This window comes from Gemmatimonadota bacterium, from assembly GCA_016719105.1.
Classification (GTDB): Bacteria; Gemmatimonadota; Gemmatimonadetes; order Gemmatimonadales; family Gemmatimonadaceae; genus SCN-70-22.
Genome location: JADKAQ010000017.1, coordinates 131,430 through 154,665, shown reverse-complemented (window position 1 = coordinate 154,665; position 23,236 = coordinate 131,430). Strand labels below are relative to the sequence as shown.

At 68.7% G+C, this 23,236-nt stretch carries 15 protein-coding genes and 1 pseudogene; 3 read left to right on the top strand and 13 right to left on the bottom strand.

From position 1 onward, the window contains the following. Window positions 1-1,569: 1,569 nt before the first annotated feature. The 4 genes from IPN47_17820 to IPN47_17805 form a co-directional block, all read right to left on the bottom strand. Window positions 1,570-4,224, bottom strand: a complete 2,655-nt coding sequence (locus IPN47_17820; protein MBK9409864.1) for a PAS domain S-box protein — start codon at window positions 4,222-4,224, stop codon at window positions 1,570-1,572. Window positions 4,225-5,562: 1,338 nt separating this feature from the next. Further along, window positions 5,563-7,671: an elongation factor G gene (locus IPN47_17815; GenBank protein MBK9409863.1), complete on the bottom strand. Its 2,109-nt coding sequence runs from the start codon at window positions 7,669-7,671 to the stop codon at window positions 5,563-5,565. 221 nt (window positions 7,672-7,892) lie between these two features. Then, window positions 7,893-8,429 (bottom strand): hypothetical protein, encoded by a 537-nt coding sequence (locus IPN47_17810; GenBank protein ID MBK9409862.1) that lies wholly within the window; start codon window positions 8,427-8,429, stop codon window positions 7,893-7,895. A gap of 175 nt (window positions 8,430-8,604) precedes the next feature. Next, entirely contained in the window at window positions 8,605-9,051 is a 447-nt protein-coding gene (locus tag IPN47_17805) for a hypothetical protein (GenBank protein MBK9409861.1), read from the bottom strand. Window positions 9,052-9,200: 149 nt separating this feature from the next. Between IPN47_17805 and IPN47_17800 the strand changes: the two genes are divergently transcribed. After that, on the top strand, window positions 9,201-9,902 hold the full coding sequence (locus IPN47_17800) for a response regulator transcription factor (protein ID MBK9409860.1): 702 nt from the start codon (window positions 9,201-9,203) through the stop codon (window positions 9,900-9,902). Between the two features lie 181 nt (window positions 9,903-10,083). Next, window positions 10,084-10,917, top strand: a complete 834-nt coding sequence (locus IPN47_17795) for a hypothetical protein (protein MBK9409859.1) — start codon at window positions 10,084-10,086, stop codon at window positions 10,915-10,917. A 158-nt stretch (window positions 10,918-11,075) separates the two neighbouring features. On the opposite strand, the gene IPN47_17790 is transcribed toward IPN47_17795, so the two are convergent. The 9 genes and pseudogenes from IPN47_17790 to IPN47_17750 form a co-directional block, all read right to left on the bottom strand. Further along, window positions 11,076-12,413, bottom strand: a complete 1,338-nt coding sequence (locus IPN47_17790) for a response regulator (GenBank protein MBK9409858.1) — start codon at window positions 12,411-12,413, stop codon at window positions 11,076-11,078. 126 nt (window positions 12,414-12,539) lie between these two features. Next, window positions 12,540-13,628: a chemotaxis response regulator protein-glutamate methylesterase gene (locus IPN47_17785; GenBank protein ID MBK9409857.1), complete on the bottom strand. Its 1,089-nt coding sequence runs from the start codon at window positions 13,626-13,628 to the stop codon at window positions 12,540-12,542. Window positions 13,629-13,666: 38 nt separating this feature from the next. After that, on the bottom strand, window positions 13,667-14,236 hold the full coding sequence (locus IPN47_17780; protein ID MBK9409856.1) for a hypothetical protein: 570 nt from the start codon (window positions 14,234-14,236) through the stop codon (window positions 13,667-13,669). A gap of 18 nt (window positions 14,237-14,254) precedes the next feature. After that, window positions 14,255-15,721: a hypothetical protein gene (locus IPN47_17775; GenBank protein ID MBK9409855.1), complete on the bottom strand. Its 1,467-nt coding sequence runs from the start codon at window positions 15,719-15,721 to the stop codon at window positions 14,255-14,257. A gap of 6 nt (window positions 15,722-15,727) precedes the next feature. Then, window positions 15,728-17,824, bottom strand: a complete 2,097-nt coding sequence (locus IPN47_17770; GenBank protein ID MBK9409854.1) for a HAMP domain-containing protein — start codon at window positions 17,822-17,824, stop codon at window positions 15,728-15,730. Between the two features lie 48 nt (window positions 17,825-17,872). Then, window positions 17,873-18,361: a chemotaxis protein CheW gene (locus IPN47_17765; protein MBK9409853.1), complete on the bottom strand. Its 489-nt coding sequence runs from the start codon at window positions 18,359-18,361 to the stop codon at window positions 17,873-17,875. Beyond that, window positions 18,358-20,456 (bottom strand): annotated as a pseudogene (locus IPN47_17760) (chemotaxis protein CheA). Before IPN47_17760 ends, IPN47_17765 begins: the two are co-directional and overlap by 4 nt. A gap of 19 nt (window positions 20,457-20,475) precedes the next feature. Beyond that, window positions 20,476-20,841, bottom strand: a complete 366-nt coding sequence (locus tag IPN47_17755; protein MBK9409852.1) for a response regulator — start codon at window positions 20,839-20,841, stop codon at window positions 20,476-20,478. 113 nt (window positions 20,842-20,954) lie between these two features. Next, the gene (locus IPN47_17750) at window positions 20,955-21,209 is read right to left on the bottom strand and encodes an STAS domain-containing protein (GenBank protein ID MBK9409851.1); all 255 of its coding nucleotides are present in this window, start codon (window positions 21,207-21,209) and stop codon (window positions 20,955-20,957) included. A gap of 164 nt (window positions 21,210-21,373) precedes the next feature. Here IPN47_17750 and IPN47_17745 point away from each other — a divergent pair, with 164 nt between their 5' ends. Continuing rightward, on the top strand, window positions 21,374-23,167 hold the full coding sequence (locus IPN47_17745; protein MBK9409850.1) for a DUF1800 domain-containing protein: 1,794 nt from the start codon (window positions 21,374-21,376) through the stop codon (window positions 23,165-23,167). The last annotated feature ends 69 nt before the right edge of the window (window positions 23,168-23,236 follow it).

Here is a 23,236-nt window from a genome sequence, read left to right as displayed (position 1 = left end):
TGGGGTCACCCTCCGGTGGGAAAGCAGCGCCCCGTCGGTCGCCACCGTGTCGGCGGCCGGTGCCGTGCAGGGGGTCGGCGCCGGGACGGCGCGCGTCACGGCGAGCGCCGGAACGCTCCGGTCCACCTCCGAGATCACCGTGGTCGGGACCACGGTCCGCGTCCCCACGTTCGGGGTCGAACGCGAGGGGGTCACCGACGTCTCGTTGCTCGGCGTCTGGAGCGACCCCACCACGGGCGACGGCTTCGCCGTGGGGCAGGCCGGGGTCATCCTGCAGGGGAACGGGGGGAACTGGCGCCTGGTCAACACCGGCTCGCCGGAGACGTTCGTGGGGGTGTGGGGCTCGTCGGCGCGCGACGTCTTTGCCGTGGGGACCGCAGGGGCAATCTGGCACTACGACGGGACGTCCTGGCTCCCGATGCCGAGCCCGACCAGCGAAACGCTGCTCGACGTCTTCGGCTTCGGGGCGAACGAGGTGTACGCGGCCGGAACCGACGGCACCATCCTGCGATTCGACGGCCGCGACTGGCAGGCGATTTCGAGCCGGCGCGGCTGGGAGCTCTGGGCGATCTGGGGGACGTCGCCGAGCGACATGTGGTTCTCGGGACAGAACGGCGTCATCATCCGCTACGACGGTGCGCAGTTCGTCCCCGTCTCCTCGCCCACCGAGGACGCGCTCTTCGGGCTCTGGGGGAGTAGCAGCACGGACGTGTGGGCGGTGGGGATCAACGGCCGCACGCTGCACTACGACGGCGTGCGCTGGGAGGCGCGCCCCGCGACGACACGTCGCAACCTGTTCGGCGTTTGGGGGCGCGCGGCCAACGACGTCTTCGCCGTCGGCAACACCGGGGCGGTGGTGCACTTCGACGGGCAGGGCTGGCGCGAGCTGCCGAACACGGGGACGGGGCAGAACCTGCGCGGGGTGTGGGGCGACGGCGCCGGCGGCGTACTGCTCGCCGGGTGGGATGGCACCGTGCTGCGCGGCACCGTGGCCGCCGGGTGGCGCCCCGAGACTACGTCACCGGCGCTCACCTCCATTTGGGGGCCGGGCGACGGGACGCTCTACGCGGTGGGCGGCGGCGGGGCGGTCCTGCGACGCACCTTGCAGCTCGGGTGGCGCGTGATGGATGCCCCGCCGTCGCAGCCGCTGTACGGCGTGCATGGGGCGTCGCCCACGCAGGTGTACGCCGTGGGAGACACGGGGACGCTCATGCGCTACGACGGGGCGCAGTGGCGGAGCGAAACGAGCGGTCACTTCACGCTGCTGCGTTCCGTGTGGGCCGCGGATCCCACGCACCTGTTCATCGTCGGCGAGCGCGGCGTGATCCTCAACTCCAGCGGGAACGGCACCTGGAGCACGATGACCAGCGGGACCACGGCCTTCCTTCGGCACGTGTGGGGGCTGTCGGCGACCGACGTCTACACCGTGGGCGATTCCGGGCTGGTGATGCGCTACGACGGCACGCAGTGGCGTTCGATGCCGACGCCGACCAAGCGCCTGCTGCGTGCCGTGTGGGGGACGAGCGGGCGCGACCTGTTCGCCGTGGGCGACTCGGCCACGATCCTGCGCTACGATGGCGTGCGGTGGTACGGCATGGCGAGCCCGGTGCAGAAGACGCTGCGCCACGTGTGGGGGACGGGGCCGACCGACGTGTACGCGTTAGGCGAGGACGGCACCATCCTCCGCTTCGACGGGGTGACGTGGACGTCGCTCGCCTCACCCACCACGCGGTACTTGTTGCAGCTGTGGGCGGAACCGGGCCAGGGGCGACTCTTCGCGGTGGGGCTGCTCACGACCATTTTGCGCGGGGAGCGGAACCAGGGCGCGTGCCCAGCGGCGCCGGGCCCAGCGGCGCGCGCCCCAGGGCGCCCCCGCCCTTGCGCCAGGCCCCACGCGCCGTGCCCTAGGGCGCCGACGGCAGCGCGATGGTGAACGTCGATCCGCTCCCCTCGACGCTCGTCGTCGAGCCGTGCGCCGAGCAGTTGGCAGATCGCCCGCGAGATCGCCAGCCCGAGGCCGGTTCCGCCATAAGTGCGCGCGGTGGACACGTCGACCTGCTCGAAGGCCTCGAAGATGGCGTCGAGCCGCTCGGCGGGGATCCCGACCCCGGTATCGATCACCGAGATCCGCGTCGGACGCTGCTGATCGTCGGCCTCCACCCGCACGACGACGCTCCCGGCATGCGTGAACTTGAGGGCGTTGCCGACGAGGTTGATGATCACCTGCCGGAGTTGACCCGCATCGGTGAGGACCGGGCGCAGGACGGGCGGGAGCTCGAGGCGCAGCTCGACCCGGTCGCCGCGCGCGTTGCCCTCGAGCAAGGCGACGGTCTCGCGCACCAGCCCCCCCACGTCGGTCGGCGCGAGCACCACCTCCATGCGTCCCGCCTCGATCTTGGAGAGGTCGAGGATGCTGTTGATGAGCGTCAGCAGGTGCGCCCCGTTCTGGTGCACGCGCTCGAGATACAGGCGGTCGCGATCGTGGAGCGGGGCGTGCGGACGGCGCAGCACCTGCTGGCTGAAGCCGATGATGCTGTTGAGCGGCGTGCGCAGTTCATGCGACATCCGGGCAAGGAACTCGCTCTTGATGCGACTCGCCGCGTTGGCCGCGTCGCGCGCCTGCTCCAGCGAGGTGCGAATCTCCTTCTGCTCCGTGATGTCGGTGAGGAGGACGACGCTCCCGCCGTCGCGCGTACGCGCGATTGCACGGCGCATCATGAACGGCCCGACCTCTTCCTCGAAGACGCCCCCCTCGCCACGATGCCGCTCGAGCATCCGCGCGAGCCAGACGGCCGCCGGTTCTCCCGTCCCCGGGTGACGCCCGCCCCGCACCACGTACCCCAGCAGCTCGGCCAGCCTCATCCCGAGGGACAACGGGGCCGATGCCGGCCGCAGGCGCGCGAAGCTCGGGTTGAAGGCGATGAGACGCTCGTCGGCGTCGAACATCGCCATGCCGGAATCGAGCGCCCCGATGGCGTCGAGCAGTCGCTCGCGCTCGCGACGGACCGCGGCTTCTGCCTTCAAACGGTCGGAGATCTCGCGAATGGTCGCCAGCGCGCCCGTGATCTCGCCGGAGTCGAGGTCGCGAATGGGAGTGACAACGGTCTCGACATGCCAGACGGCCGAGGACCAGGGAAAGGTGTAGTCGCGTGCGCTGAAGAACGGCTCACCATCGCGCAGCAGTCGCTCGAATCTCGCCCGTCGCGCCTCGGCCTCCGCCAGCGGCATGACGTCATCGAGGTGCAGGCCGAGCGCGGCCGAGCGCGGGATGCCGGACCACTCGTGCATCGTGGGATTCCACTCCGTCACGCGCAACGACCGGTCGAACGCCACGATGCCATCCGCATTGGCCGCGACGAGCGACGCCGCGAACGCGCGCTCGGCCTTGAGTTGCTGCTCGCGCGCCCGCAGCTCGGTGATGTCGTGCTGGATGCCGACCCATCCGGTGAGCGTCCCGTCGGCGTCGCGCATCGGCGTGACGTGCACGATCATCCAGAGCGGCGTGCCATCACGCCGATGGTTGACGATCGTCCCGCTGTAGGGCTGGCCAGCTGCAAGGGCCTCGCGAATCACCACGCGGGCATCGGGGAGCGAGTACGGCCCCCTTAGCACCGCGCCCGGGGTGCGCCCTGCCACCTCAATCAGCGTCCACCCCGTGATGCGCTGCCAGGCCGCGTTGACCCACACGATGCACCCGGCCGCGTCGGTCATCACGACCCCTTCGTTCGTCTGCTCCGCGATCGCCGAGAGTCGCGCCAGGCGGTGGGCCGTTTCGCGCTCGCGCGTGATGTCACGCAGCGTCCCTACACCGCCGATGCGCCTCCCGTGCGCATCGTACAAGGGGCGATACGTGGCGTCGACGATCGCCGTGCGCCCGGTCGAGCGCGAGGTGATCTCGCGCGCCGGCAGCGAGACCGTTTCGCCGCGCAGTGCGGCGTCGTACGCGTCCCTCAGCCACGAACGGGCGAGCGTTGGAAAGCACTCGTCGGGCGTGCGCCCGATGACCTCGGTGCTCGGCACGCCATAGAGCTGCTCCATCGCCGGATTCCACAGCGTGTAGCGACGCGACTCGTCGAAGGTGACGATCCCGTCGTTGGCACCCGCTACGATCGCCTGCGCCAGGTCCTGCGCGGCCGACCGCACCCGTGCCTCGTCGCCCAGCAGCGCAGTCACCGCCGCGGCGGGCAGCGGGAAGTCGGTTCCTGGCGGGACGACGGGCGGCATGAACGATGGCGGCGGTCGGCGGGGATGGGACGAGCGAGTCGCGGCTTCACGACGTCCCGCGCGCGACGACCCCAATGACTCGTGGGTCGCCCGACGGAGACGCGCACTGACGCAGAGTATCGGCACCTCCGAATCGCGCGTGGAGTCACGGATGCCATCGGGAGCGGACCACGCGGCAAATGGGGAGCGCATGTGTCCCCAGTGGGAGTCTCGGCTTGACGTGGCCCCGTCCTGCCGGGATGCTTGGCACGGCCTCCGCGCGCAGCGTGCTGCAGAGACTGATGCTCACCCTGCGAGCGCTCGCCGTCCGACAGACCATCGTCGGCGGTCGCACGACCTCGCGCCCCGGCGAGACGCCGCTGACCGGCCCTGCCGCACCGCTCCGCCGTCACCCACCACGCATGCGCATCGCACGCTCCGCCGCCGTTCTGTCCGGACTCGTTGGGCTGACCGCCTGCGCCAGCGCCGGTGGTCGTGCCACGTCGCCCACCTGGGAGGCGTTCGCCGTGCGATTCGCCAGCATTCCGCGTTTCCCGGTGCGCGCGCTCATCGCCGGGAGCGATACATCACGACGACTCGACATCGCGATGATGGTCTGGCCGCTGCGGGCGCCTAACGGCGACCTGGTCCTGGTCGATGCCGGTTTCACGCGCGAGAAGTTCGTCACGCAGTGGAAGCCCGCGGCGTACGTCACCCCCGACTCGGCGCTCCGGCGCGCCGGCTTCGATCCCGCGCGGGTGACCGACATCATCGTGACCCACATCCACTGGGATCATGCCGACGGCGTGGAGCGCTTCCCCAACGCGCGCATCTGGCTCCAGCGCGCCGAGTTCGAGTACTACGTCGGCGCCGACGGTTCGGCGAAGGACCGGGCGATCGACCCGGAGGTGGCAGCGATGTACCGCCGGCTGTTCGATGCTGGTCGCATTCGCCTTGCCGAAGGCGACAGCACCGAGATCCGCCCGGGGGTGCGCGTGTACCTCGGCGGCAAGCACACCTTCGCCTCGCAGTACGTGAGCGCACAGACGGCCGAGGGTCGCGTGGTGATCGCCTCGGACAATGCGTATCTGTACGAGAACCTCGAACGGCGACGCCCCATCGCGCAGACGCTCGACTCGCTCTCGAACCTGGCGGCGCAGTCGCGCATGCAGCGCCTCGCCACCCGCCGCGCCTCGTCGTTCCCGGTCACGATCCGGCCGTCTTCGACCGACTCCCGGCGGCCGGCAACGGCAGCGTGGCCATTCGTTAGGCGTGCGTCGCATTGGGCCACAGGAAACAGGACGGCCCGGGCAATCGCCCGGGCCGTCCTGGTCTCACGGGTGACGCGGAGCGAGGCGCCTATGCCTCCTCGTCCTCGTCCTTCTTGGCCTTGGCGGCCTCGTTCACCACCTTCTGTGCGGCCTCGTGCGGCATCTGCTCGTAGCCGTGGAAGCGCCGCTTGTACATGGCGTGTCCGTGCGTCAGCGAGCTGAGGTCGGTGGCGTACAGGTGCAACTCGGCCTGCGGCACGTGCGCCTTCACGGTCGTCAGCCCCGCCGCCGGCGAATCGGAGCCGAGGATGTGGCCACGACGACCCGAGAGGTCACCCATCACGTCGCCCAGGTAGCGATCGGGGGTGGTGATCTCCACATGATCGAGCGGCTCGAGCAGGATCGGCTTGCACTTGGGTGCCACGGCCTTGAAGCCGAGGATCCCGGCCATCTTGAACGACATTTCGTTCGAGTCGACCGAGTGGTACGAGCCGTCGTACAGCTCGACCTCGAAGTCCACCAAGGGATAGCCGGCCAGGATGCCGCGTGCTGACGCCTCCTGGATCCCGCGATCGATCGCCGGCCTGAAGCCCGACGGAATGACGCCGCCCACGATCTTGTCGACGAAGTGGTAGCCGTCGCCACGTGGACGCGGTGCCATGCGGATCCAGCAATCGCCAAACTGTCCGCGGCCGCCGGACTGCTTCTTGTGACGCCCCTGCCCGTCGCCCTTGCCCGTGAGCGTCTCGCGATACGCGATGCGCGGACGCGTGAGCTCGGCCGCGACGTTGTACTTGCGGCGCAACTTGGCCAGCGACACGTCGAGATGGCGTTCCCCTAACCCGGCGATGATGGTCTCGTGCGTTTCGGGGTTGTAGTGCGTCTCGAACGTCGGATCCTCGTCGTGCAACCGGTGCAATCCCTGTTGCAGCTTCTCCTCGTCGTTGCGCGTGGCGGCATGCACCGCGAAGTGCACGACCGGCTCGGGGAAGTCGATCTGGAAGAGGCGAACGGGGTGTTCCTTCGTGGACAGCGTGTCGTTGGTGTGCGTGTTCTTGAGCTTGGCCACGCAGCCGATGTCGCCGGCGTGCAGCACCGGAACCTCGATGCGCTCCTTCCCCTGCCCCACGCACAGGTGCCCCATCTTCTCGACGCCGTCGCGCGTGGCGTTGAAGACGTCCTGCCCGTTGGCCACCTGCCCGGAGAAGATGCGGAAGAACGACACCTCGCCCACGTGCGGCTCGGAGTGCGTCTTGAAGACGAGCGCGGCGAACGGGTTGGTGTCGACCGCGTGGATCTCGACGGTGTGATCGCCCTCCGCGCCCTTGAAGCCGTGCAGCTCTTCCATCTCATAGGCCGATGGCATCAACTGCACGAGTTCGGTCAGCATCGCCTGGATACCGATCACGTGCTCGGCCGAAACCGCGAAGAGCGGGAAGAGATCCATCCGCTTCATCGCTTCCTTCATCCCGTTGATCGCCTCGTCGCGCCCGATCTCCGCGCCTTCCAGATAGCGCTCGAGCAAGGTGTCGTCGGTGGCCGAGATGGCTTCGATGAGCTCCTGGTAGTACTTGTCGAAGGTCTCCTTCTGGTCGGCCGGGATGTCGGCTTCGGTGTAGTCGCTCGCCTTGGAACCGGCCGTGTAGAGGTACGCCTTGCGGGTGAAGAGGTTGATCACGCCGCGGAAGGTGGCGCCGCTCCCGATGGGGATTTCGACCGGGACGACCTTGCTGGTGAGACGCTCCTTGACCTGCTGGTAGACGCGATCGAAGTCGGCGTGCTCCTTGTCCATCATCGAGACGACGAAGAGGACCGGGTCGCCGCGCGAGACGGCTTCATGGAACGTCTTTTCGGTCCCCACCTCGACGCCACCCTGCGCGCTCACGACGCTGATCACGCCGTCGGCGGCCGCGATACCGGCGATCGCGTCGCCGTGGAAGTCGAGGTACCCCGGGGTGTCGATGAGGTTGATCTTGGTGTCCATCCACTCGGCGTATGCGCAGCCCAGGCTGATGGAGTAGCCCCGCTCGGTCTCCTCGGGGGTATGGTCGGTGAGGGTCGTTCCCTCCTTGATGGTGCCGTGCCGTTTACTTGATCCGGACACGAAAGCCAGGGCGTCGACCAAGGTGGTCTTGCCGCTGGCTCCGTGTCCGACTACCGCCACATTTCGGATGTCCGTCGCGCGATACTCACGCATTCGATGATTCTCCCATGGTGGGATGGTGACATGGGGGGACGCTGGTATCCGTGTAGGGGTCCGTCAAGAAGAGAACGCCCGATTGCCAAGGGCGTGCACGGGCACATGGGGTGCGGCGCGTAGACGCGGCGCGGTCGGGACGGCGCGTGCCGGAAACGCATGCGGGCCGCCCCCTGGGGAGCGGCCCGCATGACACAGCTCGGACGAAAGAGGATCGTCGTTCAGTCTCCTTGATCGTAGTCGAGGCCATCGGCCTGCCGATAGCTGTCGAGGAGCGCATCGAGGCGCGCCCCGGCCCCGGCCGGGATGATGGCGTGGGGAGCCAGCGAGAAGCTGATCGCGCGGTGCGTCCCTTCGGGCCAGTCGGGCATCACGAGCCCAGCCACCAGCCGTCGAATGGCCGCCCCGCACTCCGCCAGGAGGAGCTCGGCGGTGTCCTGCAGGACCGCGAACGGGATGGCCAGATCGCTCGTGACAAGATGTCCCGTCGATTCATCTCGCCACGCGGCGTCTCCCACGGCGCCGCGCTCCGGCCACAAGGCCACGTGTCGGATCGTGTCCAAACGCTCGCTGGGCTCACGATGTGCTTCGACCGCTGCCGCCAAGGCGAGGGCCAGCGACTCGGGTGTGGCGTCTCCGAAGAGAGTGACCACGTCCCGCGAGGGGCGCTCAGAGTTGAGCGGTGACGGCACGGAGTTCACGTGCGCAAGCACCGTCGAGTGTTCGGGGCGATCCTCGAGCATTACGAGGACGTCCATCACCCCTCCTTCTCGCAAATACGCTTCGCGGAGCTGCGGGCCGATGTGTCCGTCAGCACCTGCGAAGCGGGGTTCCTTCATCAACAAGGACCCCCGGAGTGCGCGATCGGCCACACCCGGAACATGACGATCCGATTACGTGACCGTTCCTTGACGTACTCCCGATGACCCGGGATCAGTCGCGACTGCGCACACCAACCACTCCCGCAATGAACGCACCAGCGAGGAGCGTGAGAAGAAAGGCAGTTTGTGCCGTGCTCAAACCGGCGAACGCGGCGGCACCCAATGCCCCGGGAACCACCGTTCCCGCGAGGGCGCCGAGGAAGAGGACGAAGAGCAGGGCGCCGGCGGGGAGGGCGAGACCGCGGAGTTGTGTCGCGACGACGCTGAAGCAGACGCCCCACAGCGTCATCCACAGCAGGTGCGACATGACGCCGAGCGAGACGGCGACGCCGCCGACCGGAGTGGCGAGGCGCCAGGACCCGAGAAGGGCGCGCCCCCCCATCTCGAAGGGGAGCGTCGCCGCCCCATGGCGCAGGCCGAGCCCGATGAGCGCCCCCGCGGTTGCGGCGGCGCCGATGAGCCCGATGGAAATCCCGTGGCGAATTCGATTGGCAAGCACATGCGAAAGGAAGACGGGAAGCAGCCGACACTCAAGGGGGCCCACCCATCACCGATTCGCACGCAAACCACCGTCGGCATGAACGCTCGGCAAGGCAGGGAGAACTCATGCTTGCCGAGTTTGGGACCCGACGTTATCAGTCGTTACATATGGAACACACCACATCTTCGCAGCAGGCAAAGATCCTCGTCATCGAGGATCGTCGTGAGGTCCTCGACGTCCTGCAGCGCACGCTGAGCGACAACGGGTTCACCGTCGTCACGGCGGTGGATGGCGATGAGGGGTTGCAGGCGGCGCTCGACCAGCAGCCGCACCTCATCATCCTCGACATCGGGCTCCCCAAGCGGAACGGGTTGTCGGTCGCGCGCGAGTTGCGCGCCCGCGCCTTCACCGCCCCGGTCCTGATGCTCACCGCGCGCGACACGGTGACGGACAAGGTGCAGGGGTTCGAGGCGGGGGCCGATGACTACCTCGCCAAGCCCTTCGACTACGACGAACTGCTGGCGCGCGTGCGCGCCCTCCTGCGCCGTTCGTCGATGCGGGATGAGGCGACGCTCATGAAAGTGGGCGACCTCACGCTCAACCCGCTCTCGCGCGAAGTCATGCGCGGCGACCGCGTGATTGCGCTCACACAAAAGGAGTACGCCCTCCTCGAGTACCTGATGCGACACGCGGGGATGCCGGTGTCGCGCGAGCAGATCTCCGAACACGTCTGGAAGCAGGAGTTCGACCCCACGACCAACATCGTGGACGTCTACATCAACTACCTGCGCAAGAAGATCGACCACGACGCCGACAAGGCGCTGGTGCAGACCGTGCGCGGGGTCGGCTACCGACTCGCCTCGGAGTAGGCGGCGCGCAACACCCTGACGACGACGCCGCCACCGACGCGGCCGACCGCGCACGACACCGTTCGCGCACGACGCGCCCCGCCAAGTCCGGCGGGGCGTTTCAGTTTTCTCCCGTGAGGTACCGAGACTCGCCAAGGCAGGACTGTGATTCACGTCGCACTCTCCCCTGGCCTCCCTCGGCATGTCCCTCCGGAATCGCGCACTCACCCTGTCCGCCACGCTCGCGTCGCTGTCCACGCTTGCCCCAGTGACGGCACACGGGCAATCCACCGTCGCCACGAACACCCTGATGGCGTCGTCGTACGTCTTTCGCGGCGTGACCCTCACGAACGTCCCCACCGCACAGCCCAAGCTCGCGATCTCCGCCCCGTCGGCCGGGGGGACGCTGAGCGCCTGGGTGGCCGGCAACGTGGAGTTTGCCATCCCCAGCGGGGCCAACACCCTCTCCGAGGGCGGCGGCGTGGCCGGGGTCAACGAGATCGACCTCGTCGCGCAGTACGCGCACAAGGCGGGGCCGGCGCTGCTCTCCGTGGGTGCCACGCGTTACGAGTACAGCGGGCACAATCGCGTCCTCACGACGTCGTACAACACCACCGAGATCTTCCTGGGCTCACGCCTCGACAACGTGTGGGGGACGCCCTCGATCACCGCCAACTGGGACGTGCAGACGATCCACGGCGTGTATGTCGAGGCAGCGGCCGCGCATAGCGTCCCGCTCGGGCGGTTTGCCCCGGTCGTCGGGATCGTCGCGGGCTACACCGCGGGACAGGAGGCGCGCGGCGCGACTGACCAGTACTACTCGTTCACGCAGAAGGGGCTCACGCACGTCGACATCAGCGCGTCGACCACCATCGCCGTGGCCGCCATGGCCATCGCCCCGGCGGTGCACCTGCAGCTCTCTCCGCCTGGCCAGAACACGCGTGCCGTCGGCGCACTCGCGCGCAACGCGGATCGCGGCGCCAAGCTCTGGTTCGGCTTCGACCTCGGGTGGGCGCACGCGTTCGACAAGCGCTGAGCCGCTCGAGCGGCGCCCCTCGGCGCCCCACCTCGCTCGGCGCTGAGCGACCGAAACAGACAGACGCTGTTCAGCGCCGACTGGCGTTGAGCAGCGTTTCGCATTGTGGTGACGTGCGGAGGTGAAGGGCGACGCGCCACGCGTGCGCGGCCGACCGGCTAGAACAGGGCGTCGTCGGCCGATTCGCCGCCGCCCACGGGGGCGGAGGCCTTTTCCAGTTCGGCGAGCGCGTCGTAGCCACCGAGATCGGCGCCCGCCTCCTCCGCACGCAGCCCCACGAAGAAGGTGTCGCCGTTCGCGGTGGAGAACCAGGCCGAGGAGTCCCACCGCCCGGCCGCGTCGAAGTTGTAGCGCTGGCTGATTTCGGGGAGCGAGATGTGGAGGTCGAAGTCGCGCTCGAGGAGGGCGGCACGAGCGCGCCCGCCGATGGTGTTGCTCAACTCCCCGAAGACATCCAGTCCGCCGCTTTCGAGCGTCGCGTCGCGGCGCAGCACCTTGGCCGCCAGGCGCTCGGCATCGGTCCGGTTGCAGGCGATGACGACCTCCACGCGGCTGTCGCCCCCGGTGAGGGTGATGCGCCCCGAGATGCCGTCGGTGATGGTGAGGCCCTCGGAGGACAGCGTCGTCACGTCCTGCCCCGACATCACGCCTAACGTCTGGCGCGTGGCGGTCACCATCCACTTCGGCGCCTCCTCTTGCAGGTGACGGCGAAGCTTGTCGACCGGCGACGCCCCGGCCAGCAGCGTGCGTCGCAGCTCGGCCATGAAGGTCTCGGGGACGAAGGAGCGCTTGATGACGCCGGCGAAGTGACGCGCCTTCTCATGCGGCACCAGCTCGCTGTCGGTCACCAGCCAGAACGAGGGGATCCCCGTGCGGGACTCGATCGACAGCTTGCTGATGAGGTTCACCACCTGCGTCTCGGAGACCATCGGGAGCCCTTCGGCCACGAGGATCGTCGTGGGCTTGAGCTCCGACTCCTGGAAGACGCGCAACGCGTGCGCCCCGGAGATGGCCTGCGAGATGACGAAGTCTCCCTCGAGCAGCGGGATGGCAAACTGCCGGAAGTTGGGATCCGAATCGACCACGAGGAGCGACGTCTGCCCCTCGGCCCCCTGTCGCTGGCGCCAGCCGGCGTGCTGCGAGATGACGCGGCGAAAGCGCTCGTGCACCTCCCCCGGGCGCAGCGGCTTGAGGATGTAGTCGGCGATCCCCAGCGAGACCAGGCGCGTGATGTCGTCCTTGTCCTTCACGGACGACATGCAGACGATCGGCAGCATGCTATGCGTACGCGACGAACGCACCGCTTCCACGACCGCCAGGCCGTCGAGCAGCGGCATCTGGATGTCGGTGAAAAGGAAGTCGGGATCGTGACGCTCGATCATCTCGAGGGCCTCGACGCCATTGTTGGCCTCGAGGATCTCGTCTGACATGTGCGTCAGGATGCGCTTGAGGATCTCGCGGGTGACGAGATCGTCTTCGGCCACCAGAATCTTCATGCAAACCGTTGGGATGAGGCGGCGCTCATGCGCCGCCGGAGAACCCTTGCCCAAGTATCGGCAAGTTGTCGCCGAGGCCCCACCATTCCCCCCGTCGGGCCTTCACCCGGCGGGGCCGCCCCCACCCTACCGGTGCGACGGCGCGCCACTCGCCGCGTTCAACGACGCCTGCGCGATCGCCTCGAGCGGGAGGATCTGCTCGACCGCTCCGGTCGCGATCGCTTCCCGCGGCATCCCGAAGACGACACAGGTCGCCTCGTCCTGCGCGATCGTCCGCGCCCCGGCGTCGTGCATGAGCTTCATCCCGCGCGCCCCGTCGTTCCCCATTCCGGTGAGCATGACCGCCACCGCGTTGGGCCCCAGCGCGCGCGCCGCCGACTCGAAGAGCACGTCGACCGACGGGCGATGCCGGTTGACCGGGTCCTCGACCACGACCTCGACGCGGTACTCGGCCCCACTGCGGCGAATGCGCATGTGCTTGCTCCCCGGGGCGATGAGCGCGAGCCCGGGCATCACGCGGTCGCCGTCCTGCGCCTCACGCACCTGGATGCGACAGAGTTCGTTGAGGCGATCGGCGAACGACTTGGTGAACTTCTCCGGCATGTGCTGCACGATCACGATCCCCGGCGCGTCGGCCGGGAGTGCCGTGAGGAGGACGCGCAGCGCCTCGGTGCCGCCCGTCGACGCGCCGACACAGACCACACGATGCGTGGCCTCGGCGAACGACGCCCCCTTCCATTGCACTTCGGCCGCCCGAGGGGCGAGCGACGCCCCGCCCGACGACGTGTGCGCGCGACGCGACACGCGCGCGCGCGCCGCCGCCTTCACCTTGAGGATGATCTCGTCGCCGAGGGCCGACGTCCCCGCCGCAAGATCGAGTTTGGGTTTGGTGACGAAGTCGACCGCGCCGAGTTCGAGCGCCCGAATCGTGGTGTTGCACCCGCGCTCGGTGAGCGACGAGACCATCACCACCGGCATCGGGCGGTTCTGCATCAGCTTGTCGAGGAAGGTCAGCCCGTCCATGCGCGGCATCTCGACGTCGAGCGTGAGGACGTCGACTTCCATGTCCTTGATCTTGCGCCACGCCGAGATGGGGTCGGGAGCCGTCCCCACCACCTGCACCGCGGGGTCGGTCGACAGGATGCTGGAGAGCACCTGTCGCATGAGCGCGCTGTCGTCGATGATGAAGACCCGGGTACGCCTGGCGACCGTCATGCGAGTTCCGTCGTGCGGGAGCGGGATACAGACATCGGCTAGAAGAGTTCGATGTCGCCTTCGTCGAGCGACTGCTGCTGCACCACCTTGCGATCCCACTGGCCGAGCTGCATGCGCAGCTCGGCGAGTCGTTCCTCCACCGCGAGAAACTCGGCGTAGCTCATCCCGACCATGTCCTCGCGCACCGCCGTGCGCAGGAGCGAGGCATCGCGGGCGAAGTTGCCGAGCCAGTCGATGCGCTTGTCCACGTGCTGCAGGAGCTGGTTGGCCATGTCCTCGAACTGGAGGCTTTGCACGACCAGCATCGCCCCCTTGGAGATCTCGCCGGCCAGTTCCTCGATCTCGCGGGCGATGGGGGCGTCGGTCTCGGCGCGCAGGCGTCCCGCCAGCTCGCCCTGTTCGCGCGCCTGCCGCACCATGAGCTGGAAGGCCTGGCTCAGCTTCCCGGTGGCGTCGCCCAGCATGTTCCGGAGTTGCTGCAGGTCGAAGAGCGTCGACCCGAATTGCGACTCCAGCGACTCGGCAACCGCCAGATGCAAGACCGAGAGGCGTTCGCGAATCTGTTCGGGGGTGAGCGGCGCGGCGGCCGGTACAACGGGGGTGGACATCGGTAACGGGTTGGGGGCTCAGAAGAGGATGTTGTCGAGGTCCTGGACGATGGCCGGGACCTCGAGCGAGCGACGCGTGTTGCGCGCCTCCTCACGCACGACCTCGCGCATGAGTTCCTGCTGCAGCGCCCGCACGCGCACCTTGGCGGTGTCGGTGTGCAGGCGTACCTCGAGCGGTTGCACCCCGCCCAGTTGCTCGGCATCGATCGGGATGCGTTCCGCCGCCAGGAAGCGGCGGATGAACTCGACGTTGCGCGTCCCGACGTCGGCGCTCGACTTCAACGCGGCAATCACGCTCGCGCCGCCGAACACCTTGGCCCGAAGGCGCGAGCGATCGCCCCCGGCCTTCATGATCTCGTTGATGAGCAGCTCCATCGCGTGCACGCCGTACCGGGCGGGGCGCGTCTCGTGGAAGCCATCGGGGAGCATGAAGTGGTTCATTCCCCCGACCTTGAGTATCGGGTCGTAGAGGCACGCCGCCACGCACGATCCGAGCACCGTGCGAACCTCGGCCCCGGTCCTCGACACGTGCAGCCCACCGGCCTCGATGCGCACGACCTCGTGCGTGGGGACGACGCGCGGCGGCGGGGCCAGGTGGCGCACGCGCGGCGACGCAGGCGCCGACGCAGCGCGCGCGCCACGCCGGCGATAGATCGTCTTCCCGACCGGCTCGTACAGGTCACCCAGCCAATTCAGGTTCTCCGAGTGCCCGAGGATGAGGTAGCCGCCAGGCACAAGGCGTTCGGCGAAGCGGCGGAACAGGCGCTCCTGCGTTTCGCGATTGAAGTAGATGACGACGTTGCGGCAGAAGATGACGTCGAAGGCGTCGCCCCCGGGCCAGTTCCCCTCCACCAGGTTCACGCGGCGAAAGTCGATCATGCGCTGCAACTCGGGACGCACCTTGAACCACCCCGCGTTGCTCCCCTCGCCGCGACGGAAGTGCGCGCGAAGCGCCGCCTCGTCGATGGAGGCGACGCGCTCGGCGGTGTACAGCCCCGCCCGCGCCGTGGTCAGCACTTGCGTGTCGATGTCGCTCGCGAGGATGGACGCCGAGGCACGCGCCTCACGCACCGTCATGGCGATCGAGTACGGCTCCTCGCCGGTGGAACAGGCCGCGCTCCAGATGCGCAGGGCGCGCGACGGGTCGGCGCCGATCACCTCGTGTCGCAGGAAGTCGAAATGGTGCTGCTCGCGGAAGAAGGCCGTCTTGTTCGTCGTGATGCAGTTGACGAACTCCAGCCGTTCCTTGCCGTCGGCGTCGCGCTCGCGCAGCAACTCGACGTACTCGCGGTAGCTGCGCATGCCGTGGTGGCGGAGACGCTTGGCCAGCCGCCCCTCCACGAGCGAGCGCTTCTGCTCGTTGAGGTGGATTCCGGCCTCGCGCATGATGAGGTCGCGGAGGAACGCGAAGTCGCGCTCCCCCAGCGTCACCGTCGCCGCGACGGCCTCACCAGCCCGTTCCTCCACATCCACGGTTGCGGCCATCGTCGCCTAGAAGTCGACGAAGCCGTCGCCGCCGCTCCCCGCCCCCATGAACGACTCGTCGTCGTCCGTGGCCTCGCGCGCCGCCGGGGCAGCAGCCGCCGGCGCCTTCGCCGTGCGGCGCTTCATCGCCCGCGACGGTGCGGCCGTCTCGGCGCCGCCAAGGAAGGACTGATCGTCGCGCGAGAGCTTGAACCACGAGACCATTTGCTCCAGGTCGGTCGCCTGTGTGGCCAGCGTTCCGGCGGTCGCCGACAACTCCTCCGTCTGTGCCGCGTTCTGCTGCGTGATCTGGTCCATCTGCGAGACCGCGCGATTGACCTCCTCGATCCCGACGCTCTGCTCGCGGCTGGCGGCGGCGATCTCGGCGACGATGTCCGTCACGCGCTTCACGCCGGTCACGATCTCGTCCAGCGTCTGCCCCGACTGGTTCACCAACGTGGTGCCATGGTTCACCTTCTCCGTCGACTCGGAGATGAGCCCCTTGATCTCCTTGGCCGCCGAGGCGCTGCGTGCCGCGAGGCTGCGCACTTCGCTCGCCACGACCGCGAAGCCGCGCCCCTGCGCGCCGGCCCTTGCCGCTTCCACCGCCGCGTTGAGCGCCAGCAGGTTGGTCTGGAAGGCGATCTCGTCGATCGTCGTGATGATGTCGGCGATCTTGCGCGACGACGCGTTGATGGCCCCCATGGCGTCGACCGCATCGCCGGTGACGCGTCCCCCCTTTTCTGCCACCCCGCGCGCGCTCCCCGCCAGCTGGCTCGCCTGGCTCGCGTTCTCGGCGTTGTGCTTGACCGTCGCGGTGATCTCTTCCATCGAGGCGGCGGTCTCTTCCAAGCTCGAGGCCTGCGACTGCGCCGCCGACGAAATGTCGTCGGCCACCGCCGAGAGCTCGCGGGCTGCACGGGTCACCGTGGTGGCCGAGCGTCGCATCCCCGTCGCGATCTGCGTCAACTTGCTGAGGAAGCCGTTGAACGACACGGCCATCTCGCCCAGTTCATCGTTCGACTTGATGTTGAGCTGCTGCGTGAGGTCGCCCGTTTCCGCCACGTGTCCGAGGACGCGCACCGCTTCCTGGATGGGCTGCACGATGGTGCGGGCGAAGGTGAGTGCCGCAAGGATGATGAGCACCGCGGCGATCGACCCGATCACGAGTACCGTGTTGCGCAGCGACGTGGCCTCGGCGAGCGCTTCGTAGCGGTCCTGGTGCAGTACCACCCCCCATCCGAGCCCAGCGAAGCCCAGGGCGCCTGCCGACTTCGCGAAGCCGGAGACGTGAGGCTCTCCCGTGCCCGGTTCCAGCTCCTCCAGCGCACCGCTCTTCCCCTCGAGCAGCTGACGAGCAGACTCCCACCCGACCTTGGCCAGGTTGCGTTCGAGTACGCCCGCGCCGCTGTCGGCCGCGATCACGAGCCCGTCCTTGTTCACGACGGTCGTGCGCACGGAGACCGCCCCGGTGGCCGCCATCTCCTTTTCACTCGCCGTGACGATCTCGCCCACGATGCGCGCCATGGAGGCGCGGTTCGACCAGACGCCAACCACACGACCGTTAGGGTCACGGATCGGGGCGCTGAAGAAAATGACCTCGCCGGCCCCCCCAAGCACTTCCTTCACCATCGGATCGCTCGAGGCATCGACGATGTGCGTCGTCCCCTGGGCAAGGCGCCCCGAGATTGCTTCCTCGAACCACGACTCGCCCTTGACGGTCCGGCCCAGCAGCGCGGCCGAGTTGATCGGCTTGCCATCCTTGTCGACGTTGTTGACGGCGACCACGCGGCCGTTGACATCGGCGATGACCATCAGGTCATAGATCCCGTAGGTCCGCGTGTAGAAGTTGGCCGCATCGATCCGTTGCCCCTGCGACCCGCGCGCCAGTGGGTTGCCGGCAAAGGCCTGTACGTCGCCGTACCGCTCGAAGAGGTTGCGATCGATCTTGTCGATCACCGACCCGGCGTTCAAGGAGAGGCGTTCCTTGGCGTCGTGGATGAGCATGTCACGGCTGCGCGCATACTCCATCCACCCCACGACCGTCATGGGGACGAGCCCCATGACGAGGAAGGCGGCGAGCATCTTGCTTCGCAGGCTGCGAAACGCGAATCGAGCGAGCATGGTGGTGTCCTTGTGGATGTCTGGCAGGGTGGCGATGAGACGACGAGGTCAGGCGACGGCGGCGAGGGCAGCCACGTCGGCGCCAACGATCCGGTCGATGTCGAGCAGGGCGATGAGGCGCTCGCCCACCTGCGCGAGGCCGCGGACGTACGCGCCACCCAGCGACGTGGCGAGTTCGGGGGTGGGCTGCACCGATTCGGCCGGGATGTCGACGACATCCTCCACCGCATCGACCACGAGGCCCACGATCTTCGTCCCCACGGTCGCGATGATGAAGACGGTGAACTTGTCGTACTCGCGCTCGGGGAGCGCGAACTTGGTGCGCAGGTCGACGATGGGGACAACGGCACCACGCAGGTTGGTCACCCCCTTCACGTGCGGCGGGGTGTTCGGCATGCGGGTCACCCCGCTGTGCCCCTTGATCTCCTGCACCTTGAGGATCTCCAGCCCGTACTCCTCACCACCAAGGATGAAGGTGAGGTACTGGTTGGCGTCGATCGCGAGGTCGAGATCGGTATCGAGCCCGGCGTGGGTCATGAGACGAAGTCCTCGTCAGGTGCCTGGTGCGCGCCGACAGCCGCAAGGGCCGCGACGTCGCCGAGGGCACGGCGGTTGGTGGCGATGCGAAACAGCTCCTGCACATCGGTGATGAGCGAGATGCGCCCATCGCCGAGGATGGTGGCCCCCATGATGGCGTCCAGCTTTCGGAAGTTGGTCTCGAGGTTCTTGATCACGACCTGCTGCTGCCCCACGACCTCGTCGACGAGGACGCCGAAGCGACGCTCCTCGGTTTCCAGCACGACGATGATCCCCTGCGAGGGCTCGACGACGCCCTCCGGGTGGTTGAAGAGGGCGTGCAACCGGACGAAGGGGATGGATTCGCCGCGCACGACAAGGACCTCACCCTGCCCGAGGATGGCGCGCACATCACGCGGCCCCGGGCGCAACGACTCGACGACCGAGAGCAGCGGGACGACGTAGGCCGTCCCCCGACCTTCACGACGAGTCCGTCGAGGATCGCCAGCGTCAACGGGAGGCGCAGGCGGAAGCGCGAGCCGTGCCCCGCCTCGGACTGGATGGTGACCGACCCGTTCATCGCCTCGACGTTGCGCTTCACGACGTCCATGCCCACCCCGCGCCCGGAGACGTCGCTCACGACGGCCGCCGTGGAGAAGCCGGGGAGGAAGATCAGGTTGTAGGTGTCCTCGGCGGAGAGCAGCTCGTCGGCGCGCACGAGGCCATTGGCGATTGCCTTGTCGCGAATGCGGGCGGCGTCGAGCCCCTTGCCGTCGTCCACGATGTCGATGACGACGTTCCCGCCTTCGTGCGCGGCGCGGAGCGTCACCGTCCCTTCCTCGCGCTTGCCCGCGGCGCGGCGCGCCTCGGGGAGTTCGAGCCCGTGATCGATCGCATTGCGCACCAGGTGCGTCAGCGGGTCACCCAGGCGCTCGATCATCCCCTTGTCGAGCTCCGTCTCTTCGCCTTCCATCACCAGGCGCACGCGCTTGCCGAGCTGCGACGACAGGTCGTGCACCAGGCGCGGGAAGCGGTTGAAGACCGTCCCGACCGGGAGCATGCGCACCGACATCACGCGCTCTTGCAGCTCGCGGGTATTGCGGTCGAGCGCCCCGAGGGCGTCCTGCAGGGCCGCGAGCGACCCGTCATGGAAGTTGGCGACGATCTCGTTGACCATCGCCTGCGCGATCACGAGCTCGCCCACCAGGTCGACCAGGGCATCCACCTTGTCGATGGGAACGCGGATCGATGCCAGCTCGGGGGCCGCCACGGCTCGCCGTTCGCCCCCTCGCCTCCGCTCCGCCGACGCGGGCGCGGCGGTGCCGTCAGCAGCAACCGGCGCCGGCTCGACGGCCGGCGCGGTCGCCACGTCGCCCTGCGTCGCCACGTCCCCGGCCGGCACCAGGTCGCGAATCTCGTAGTGGCAGTCGTCCTCGATGAAGAGGAACGCCTCCTCGATGAGCTCGCGCGTCGCGGTGGTGTGCAGGCGAATCGTCCACGCCAGGTAGCACTGCTCGGGGTCCAGCTCGTCCAGCGATGGGAGGCGGCTGCTGTCGCACGTGACGTCCGAGCGCTCGCCCAACCCGACCAGCTCACGAACGACGAGGAGCGGGTCCTGCCCCGTCAGGAAGAGCGATGGGTGCGGGACGAAGCGCACTTCCACGTTGCGTCCGGCGGCACGGGCCATTGGCGGCGGGGCCACCGGTGCGGCGTGGGCGCTCGCCTCCGCCTCCGCCCCGGTGAGCGCCGCCAACGCCGCCGTGGCCTTGCTTGTGTCCACGGCACCCGCGTCATCGACCTTGGAGGCATCCACCAGCGCGCGCAGGGTGTCCGACGACGTGAGCAGGGCGGCGATCGCCGCCTCCGTCACGGGGAATTCGCCGCTGCGCATGCGATCGAGCAGGCTCTCCAGCGTGTGCGTGAAGGCCGCCACGTGCTGGAAGCCAAGCGACGCCGCCGCCCCCTTGATGGAGTGCGCCGAGCGGAAGATGGCGTTGAGCTGCTCCGGATCGTTGGCGCCAGGGACGAGGGCCAGCAGCCCCGACTCCATCGAGAGGAGGTGCTCGCCCGCCTCCTCGAAGAAGGTCGCGCGGAACTGCGACAGGTCGAACGACATGCGCGGGGGCCGCCGACCGTTACGGAACGACCTTCGCGATCACCTTCAGGAGCATCTCGGGATTGAAGGGCTTCACCAGCCACCCGGTCGCCCCGGCCGCCTTGGCCTGCTCCTTCATGGACTGCTGCGACTCGGTGGTCAGCATCAGGATGGGAACGCCCTTGCAGCTGTCGATGGCCCGGACGTGCTTGATGAAGGTCAACCCGTCCATCACCGGCATGTTCAGGTCGGAGATGATGAGGTCCACCGACTTGCCGGACAGGGCATCGAGCCCCTCCTGACCGTTGCCCGCGGTGACGGCCTCGAAGCCGGCCTCCTTGAGCGAGTACGAGACCATCTCACGCATCGTGGTGGAATCGTCGACGACCAATGCAGTCTTGCCCATCTGTGAAATGCGTTAGGGTTGAAAATCGCGCCGCCCTCGACGCGTCGTCGTACCGAACTCTCCCCGCCAGCGCCCCAGGACCCAGGCGACGTCCCCGCGACGCCGCATCGTGCTCAGCAGACCGGGGTGATCCCGACGCAGCGGAACCGCCACACGTGCTCCTCCGGCACCCGCTCCACCCGAACGCCCGCGCCACCCCGTCGCCCGAGCGCCACCAGCAGCTGCAACGCCGCGGCGTCGCACTGCGTGAGCCCCTCGCAGTCCACCACGACCTCGCCATCCGCGGGCAAGGCCCGAAGCTGCGAGGCGAGCTGCATCACGGTGCGAACCGTCGCGCTGCCGCTGAGGGGGAATCGGTGCGTGGGCATGGAGTCGACGTCGTGCCGGAGTGAACAGTTGCCGTGCTCGGAAGTGTCGGCGCGGTACCTGAGGTTCATGAGCGGCAATCGAGCACCTGCCTTCGGCCCCGGCGTTAACAGCCTCCGAAACGCCCCGTCCAACGGCGCACCTCGATACCGATGGAGCCTGACGCATGCCGCTGCCGCCCGTCCGCCATGCCTTCCGTGCCGTCCTGCTGGCAGGGATGATGGCCTGTGCCGGGGGGCCGCCGTCGCCCACCTTCGTCGAACCGGCCCGAAGCGTCGGCCAACGCGAGCTCAGCGTCGACCAACAGGCGCGGCACGCCCTCAACCGACTCGCCTTTGGCCCTCGTCCGGGCGACGTGGCGCGGGTCACCGCGATGGGGGTCGATCGCTGGATCGCCCAGCAGCTCACGCCCACGCGACTGGACGACTCGGCCATGGACCGGGTGCTGGCGCCTTACGCGACGCTCGATGCCACCGCCGGCGAGCTCCTGCGCGACTACCCACCGCCGGCCGCGCTGCTCGCCCGTCAGCGCCTGCGCGACGGGAACACCACCATGAACGGCGCCGACTCGCTCGCGCTGCGCCAATCGGCGCGGAAGAGCCGGCAGTTCGTCGCCGAGCTCCTGTCGGCGCGCGTCGCGCGCGCCGTCGCAAGCGAACGCCAGCTGCAGGAAGTGATGACCGACTTCTGGCTCAACCATTTCTCGGTCTTCGTCGGCAAGCACCAGCTGCGCTACACGCTCCCCGAATACGAACGCACCACCATTCGGCCGCACACCCTGGGACGCTTCCGCGACCTCCTTGATGCGGTCGCGAAGAGCCCGGCCATGCTGACGTACCTCGACAACGCGCAGAGCGTGGCCGACAGCGGCCGCCCGACGCTTGCCTCACGCGGCAATGCCGGGCGTGGTGACGCCCGACGTCGTCGCCAGGTGCAAACCGCGGTCGATCGCCGGCGCGCCACCATGGGCGGCGTGCTGCGCGATTCCGTGGCCGCGGGGCAGGGACGCCGCCCCCGTGGACTCAACGAGAACTATGCCCGCGAGCTGCTGGAGCTGCACACGCTGGGAGTAGATGGCGGCTACACGCAGCAGGACATCATCGAAGTCGCGCGCGCCCTCACCGGGTGGACGGTTCGCCCGCCACGCACCGGCGAGCCCACCTTCTGGTTCAATGGCGCCGCGCACGATGCCGGGGAGAAGCGCATCCTCGGAACGCGCCTGGCCGCGGGGCGCGGGATCGAGGACGGGGAACAGGTGCTCGACCTCGTGGCCCGCCACCCCTCGACCGCGCGCTTCATCGCCCGCAAGCTCGCCGTCCGCTTCGTGAGTGACTCGCCCCCGGGCGCGCTGGTGGAGAGAGCGGCCGACACGTTCCGCCGCAGCGACGGCGACATCCGCGAGGTCGTGCGGACGATCGTCACATCGCCGGAGTTCTTCTCGCACCAGGCCTATCGCGCCAAGGTCAAGTCGCCGTTCGAAGTCGTGGTGAGCGCCGCGCGCGCCGTCGGCGGCCAAGCCGACACGTCGGCACTCTCGTCGCTCGCCGTCGCGCGCCTGGGACAGCCACTCTATGGACATCAGGCACCCAATGGGTGGCCCGAGACCGGCGAGGCATGGATGAACACGGGGGCGATCTTGTCGCGCATCAACTTCGGCCTCACGGTGGCGTCGAGCCGACTTCCGGGGGCGAGGCTCAGCGACTGGCCCCCCTACGCGACGCTGCGCGCGGCGCCACGGGAGGCACAGGTGGCGGGAGTGATCGAGGCGTTCCTCGGCGGCGAGGCGTCGCGCGAGACGCGCGAGATCCTGATGTCCGGGGAGAATCCGCTGCTCGCTGGGGGGGCGGCGCCGGCCGGGGGGGAGGGCGGCGACGCACGCCCCGTCACCCCCCGGCGCCTCGCCGGACTGGACCAGATCGTCGGATTGGCGTTAGGCAGTCCGGAGTTCCAGCGCCGTTAGGCCTCCTGCTCGCCACCGGCCGACCGATCGGGCGTCTCGTCCCACGCGCGCCCGTTCACCTCCCCTCTC

Bases quoted from the DNA above. Each gene is read 5' to 3' on its own strand.
- IPN47_17820 (MBK9409864.1), bottom strand. From the start codon at position 4,224: ATGCCGCCCGTCGTCCCGCCAGGAACCGACTTCCCGCTGCCCGCCGCG.
- IPN47_17815 (MBK9409863.1), bottom strand. From the start codon at position 7,671: ATGCGTGAGTATCGCGCGACGGACATCCGAAATGTGGCGGTAGTCGGA.
- IPN47_17810 (MBK9409862.1), bottom strand. From the start codon at position 8,429: ATGGACGTCCTCGTAATGCTCGAGGATCGCCCCGAACACTCGACGGTG.
- IPN47_17800 (MBK9409860.1), top strand. From the start codon at position 9,201: ATGGAACACACCACATCTTCGCAGCAGGCAAAGATCCTCGTCATCGAG.
- IPN47_17795 (MBK9409859.1), top strand. From the start codon at position 10,084: ATGTCCCTCCGGAATCGCGCACTCACCCTGTCCGCCACGCTCGCGTCG.
- IPN47_17790 (MBK9409858.1), bottom strand. From the start codon at position 12,413: ATGAAGATTCTGGTGGCCGAAGACGATCTCGTCACCCGCGAGATCCTC.
- IPN47_17785 (MBK9409857.1), bottom strand. From the start codon at position 13,628: ATGACGGTCGCCAGGCGTACCCGGGTCTTCATCATCGACGACAGCGCG.
- IPN47_17780 (MBK9409856.1), bottom strand. From the start codon at position 14,236: ATGTCCACCCCCGTTGTACCGGCCGCCGCGCCGCTCACCCCCGAACAG.
- IPN47_17775 (MBK9409855.1), bottom strand. From the start codon at position 15,721: ATGGCCGCAACCGTGGATGTGGAGGAACGGGCTGGTGAGGCCGTCGCG.
- IPN47_17770 (MBK9409854.1), bottom strand. From the start codon at position 17,824: ATGCTCGCTCGATTCGCGTTTCGCAGCCTGCGAAGCAAGATGCTCGCC.
- IPN47_17765 (MBK9409853.1), bottom strand. From the start codon at position 18,361: ATGACCCACGCCGGGCTCGATACCGATCTCGACCTCGCGATCGACGCC.
- IPN47_17755 (MBK9409852.1), bottom strand. From the start codon at position 20,841: ATGGGCAAGACTGCATTGGTCGTCGACGATTCCACCACGATGCGTGAG.
- IPN47_17750 (MBK9409851.1), bottom strand. From the start codon at position 21,209: ATGCCCACGCACCGATTCCCCCTCAGCGGCAGCGCGACGGTTCGCACC.
- IPN47_17745 (MBK9409850.1), top strand. From the start codon at position 21,374: ATGCCGCTGCCGCCCGTCCGCCATGCCTTCCGTGCCGTCCTGCTGGCA.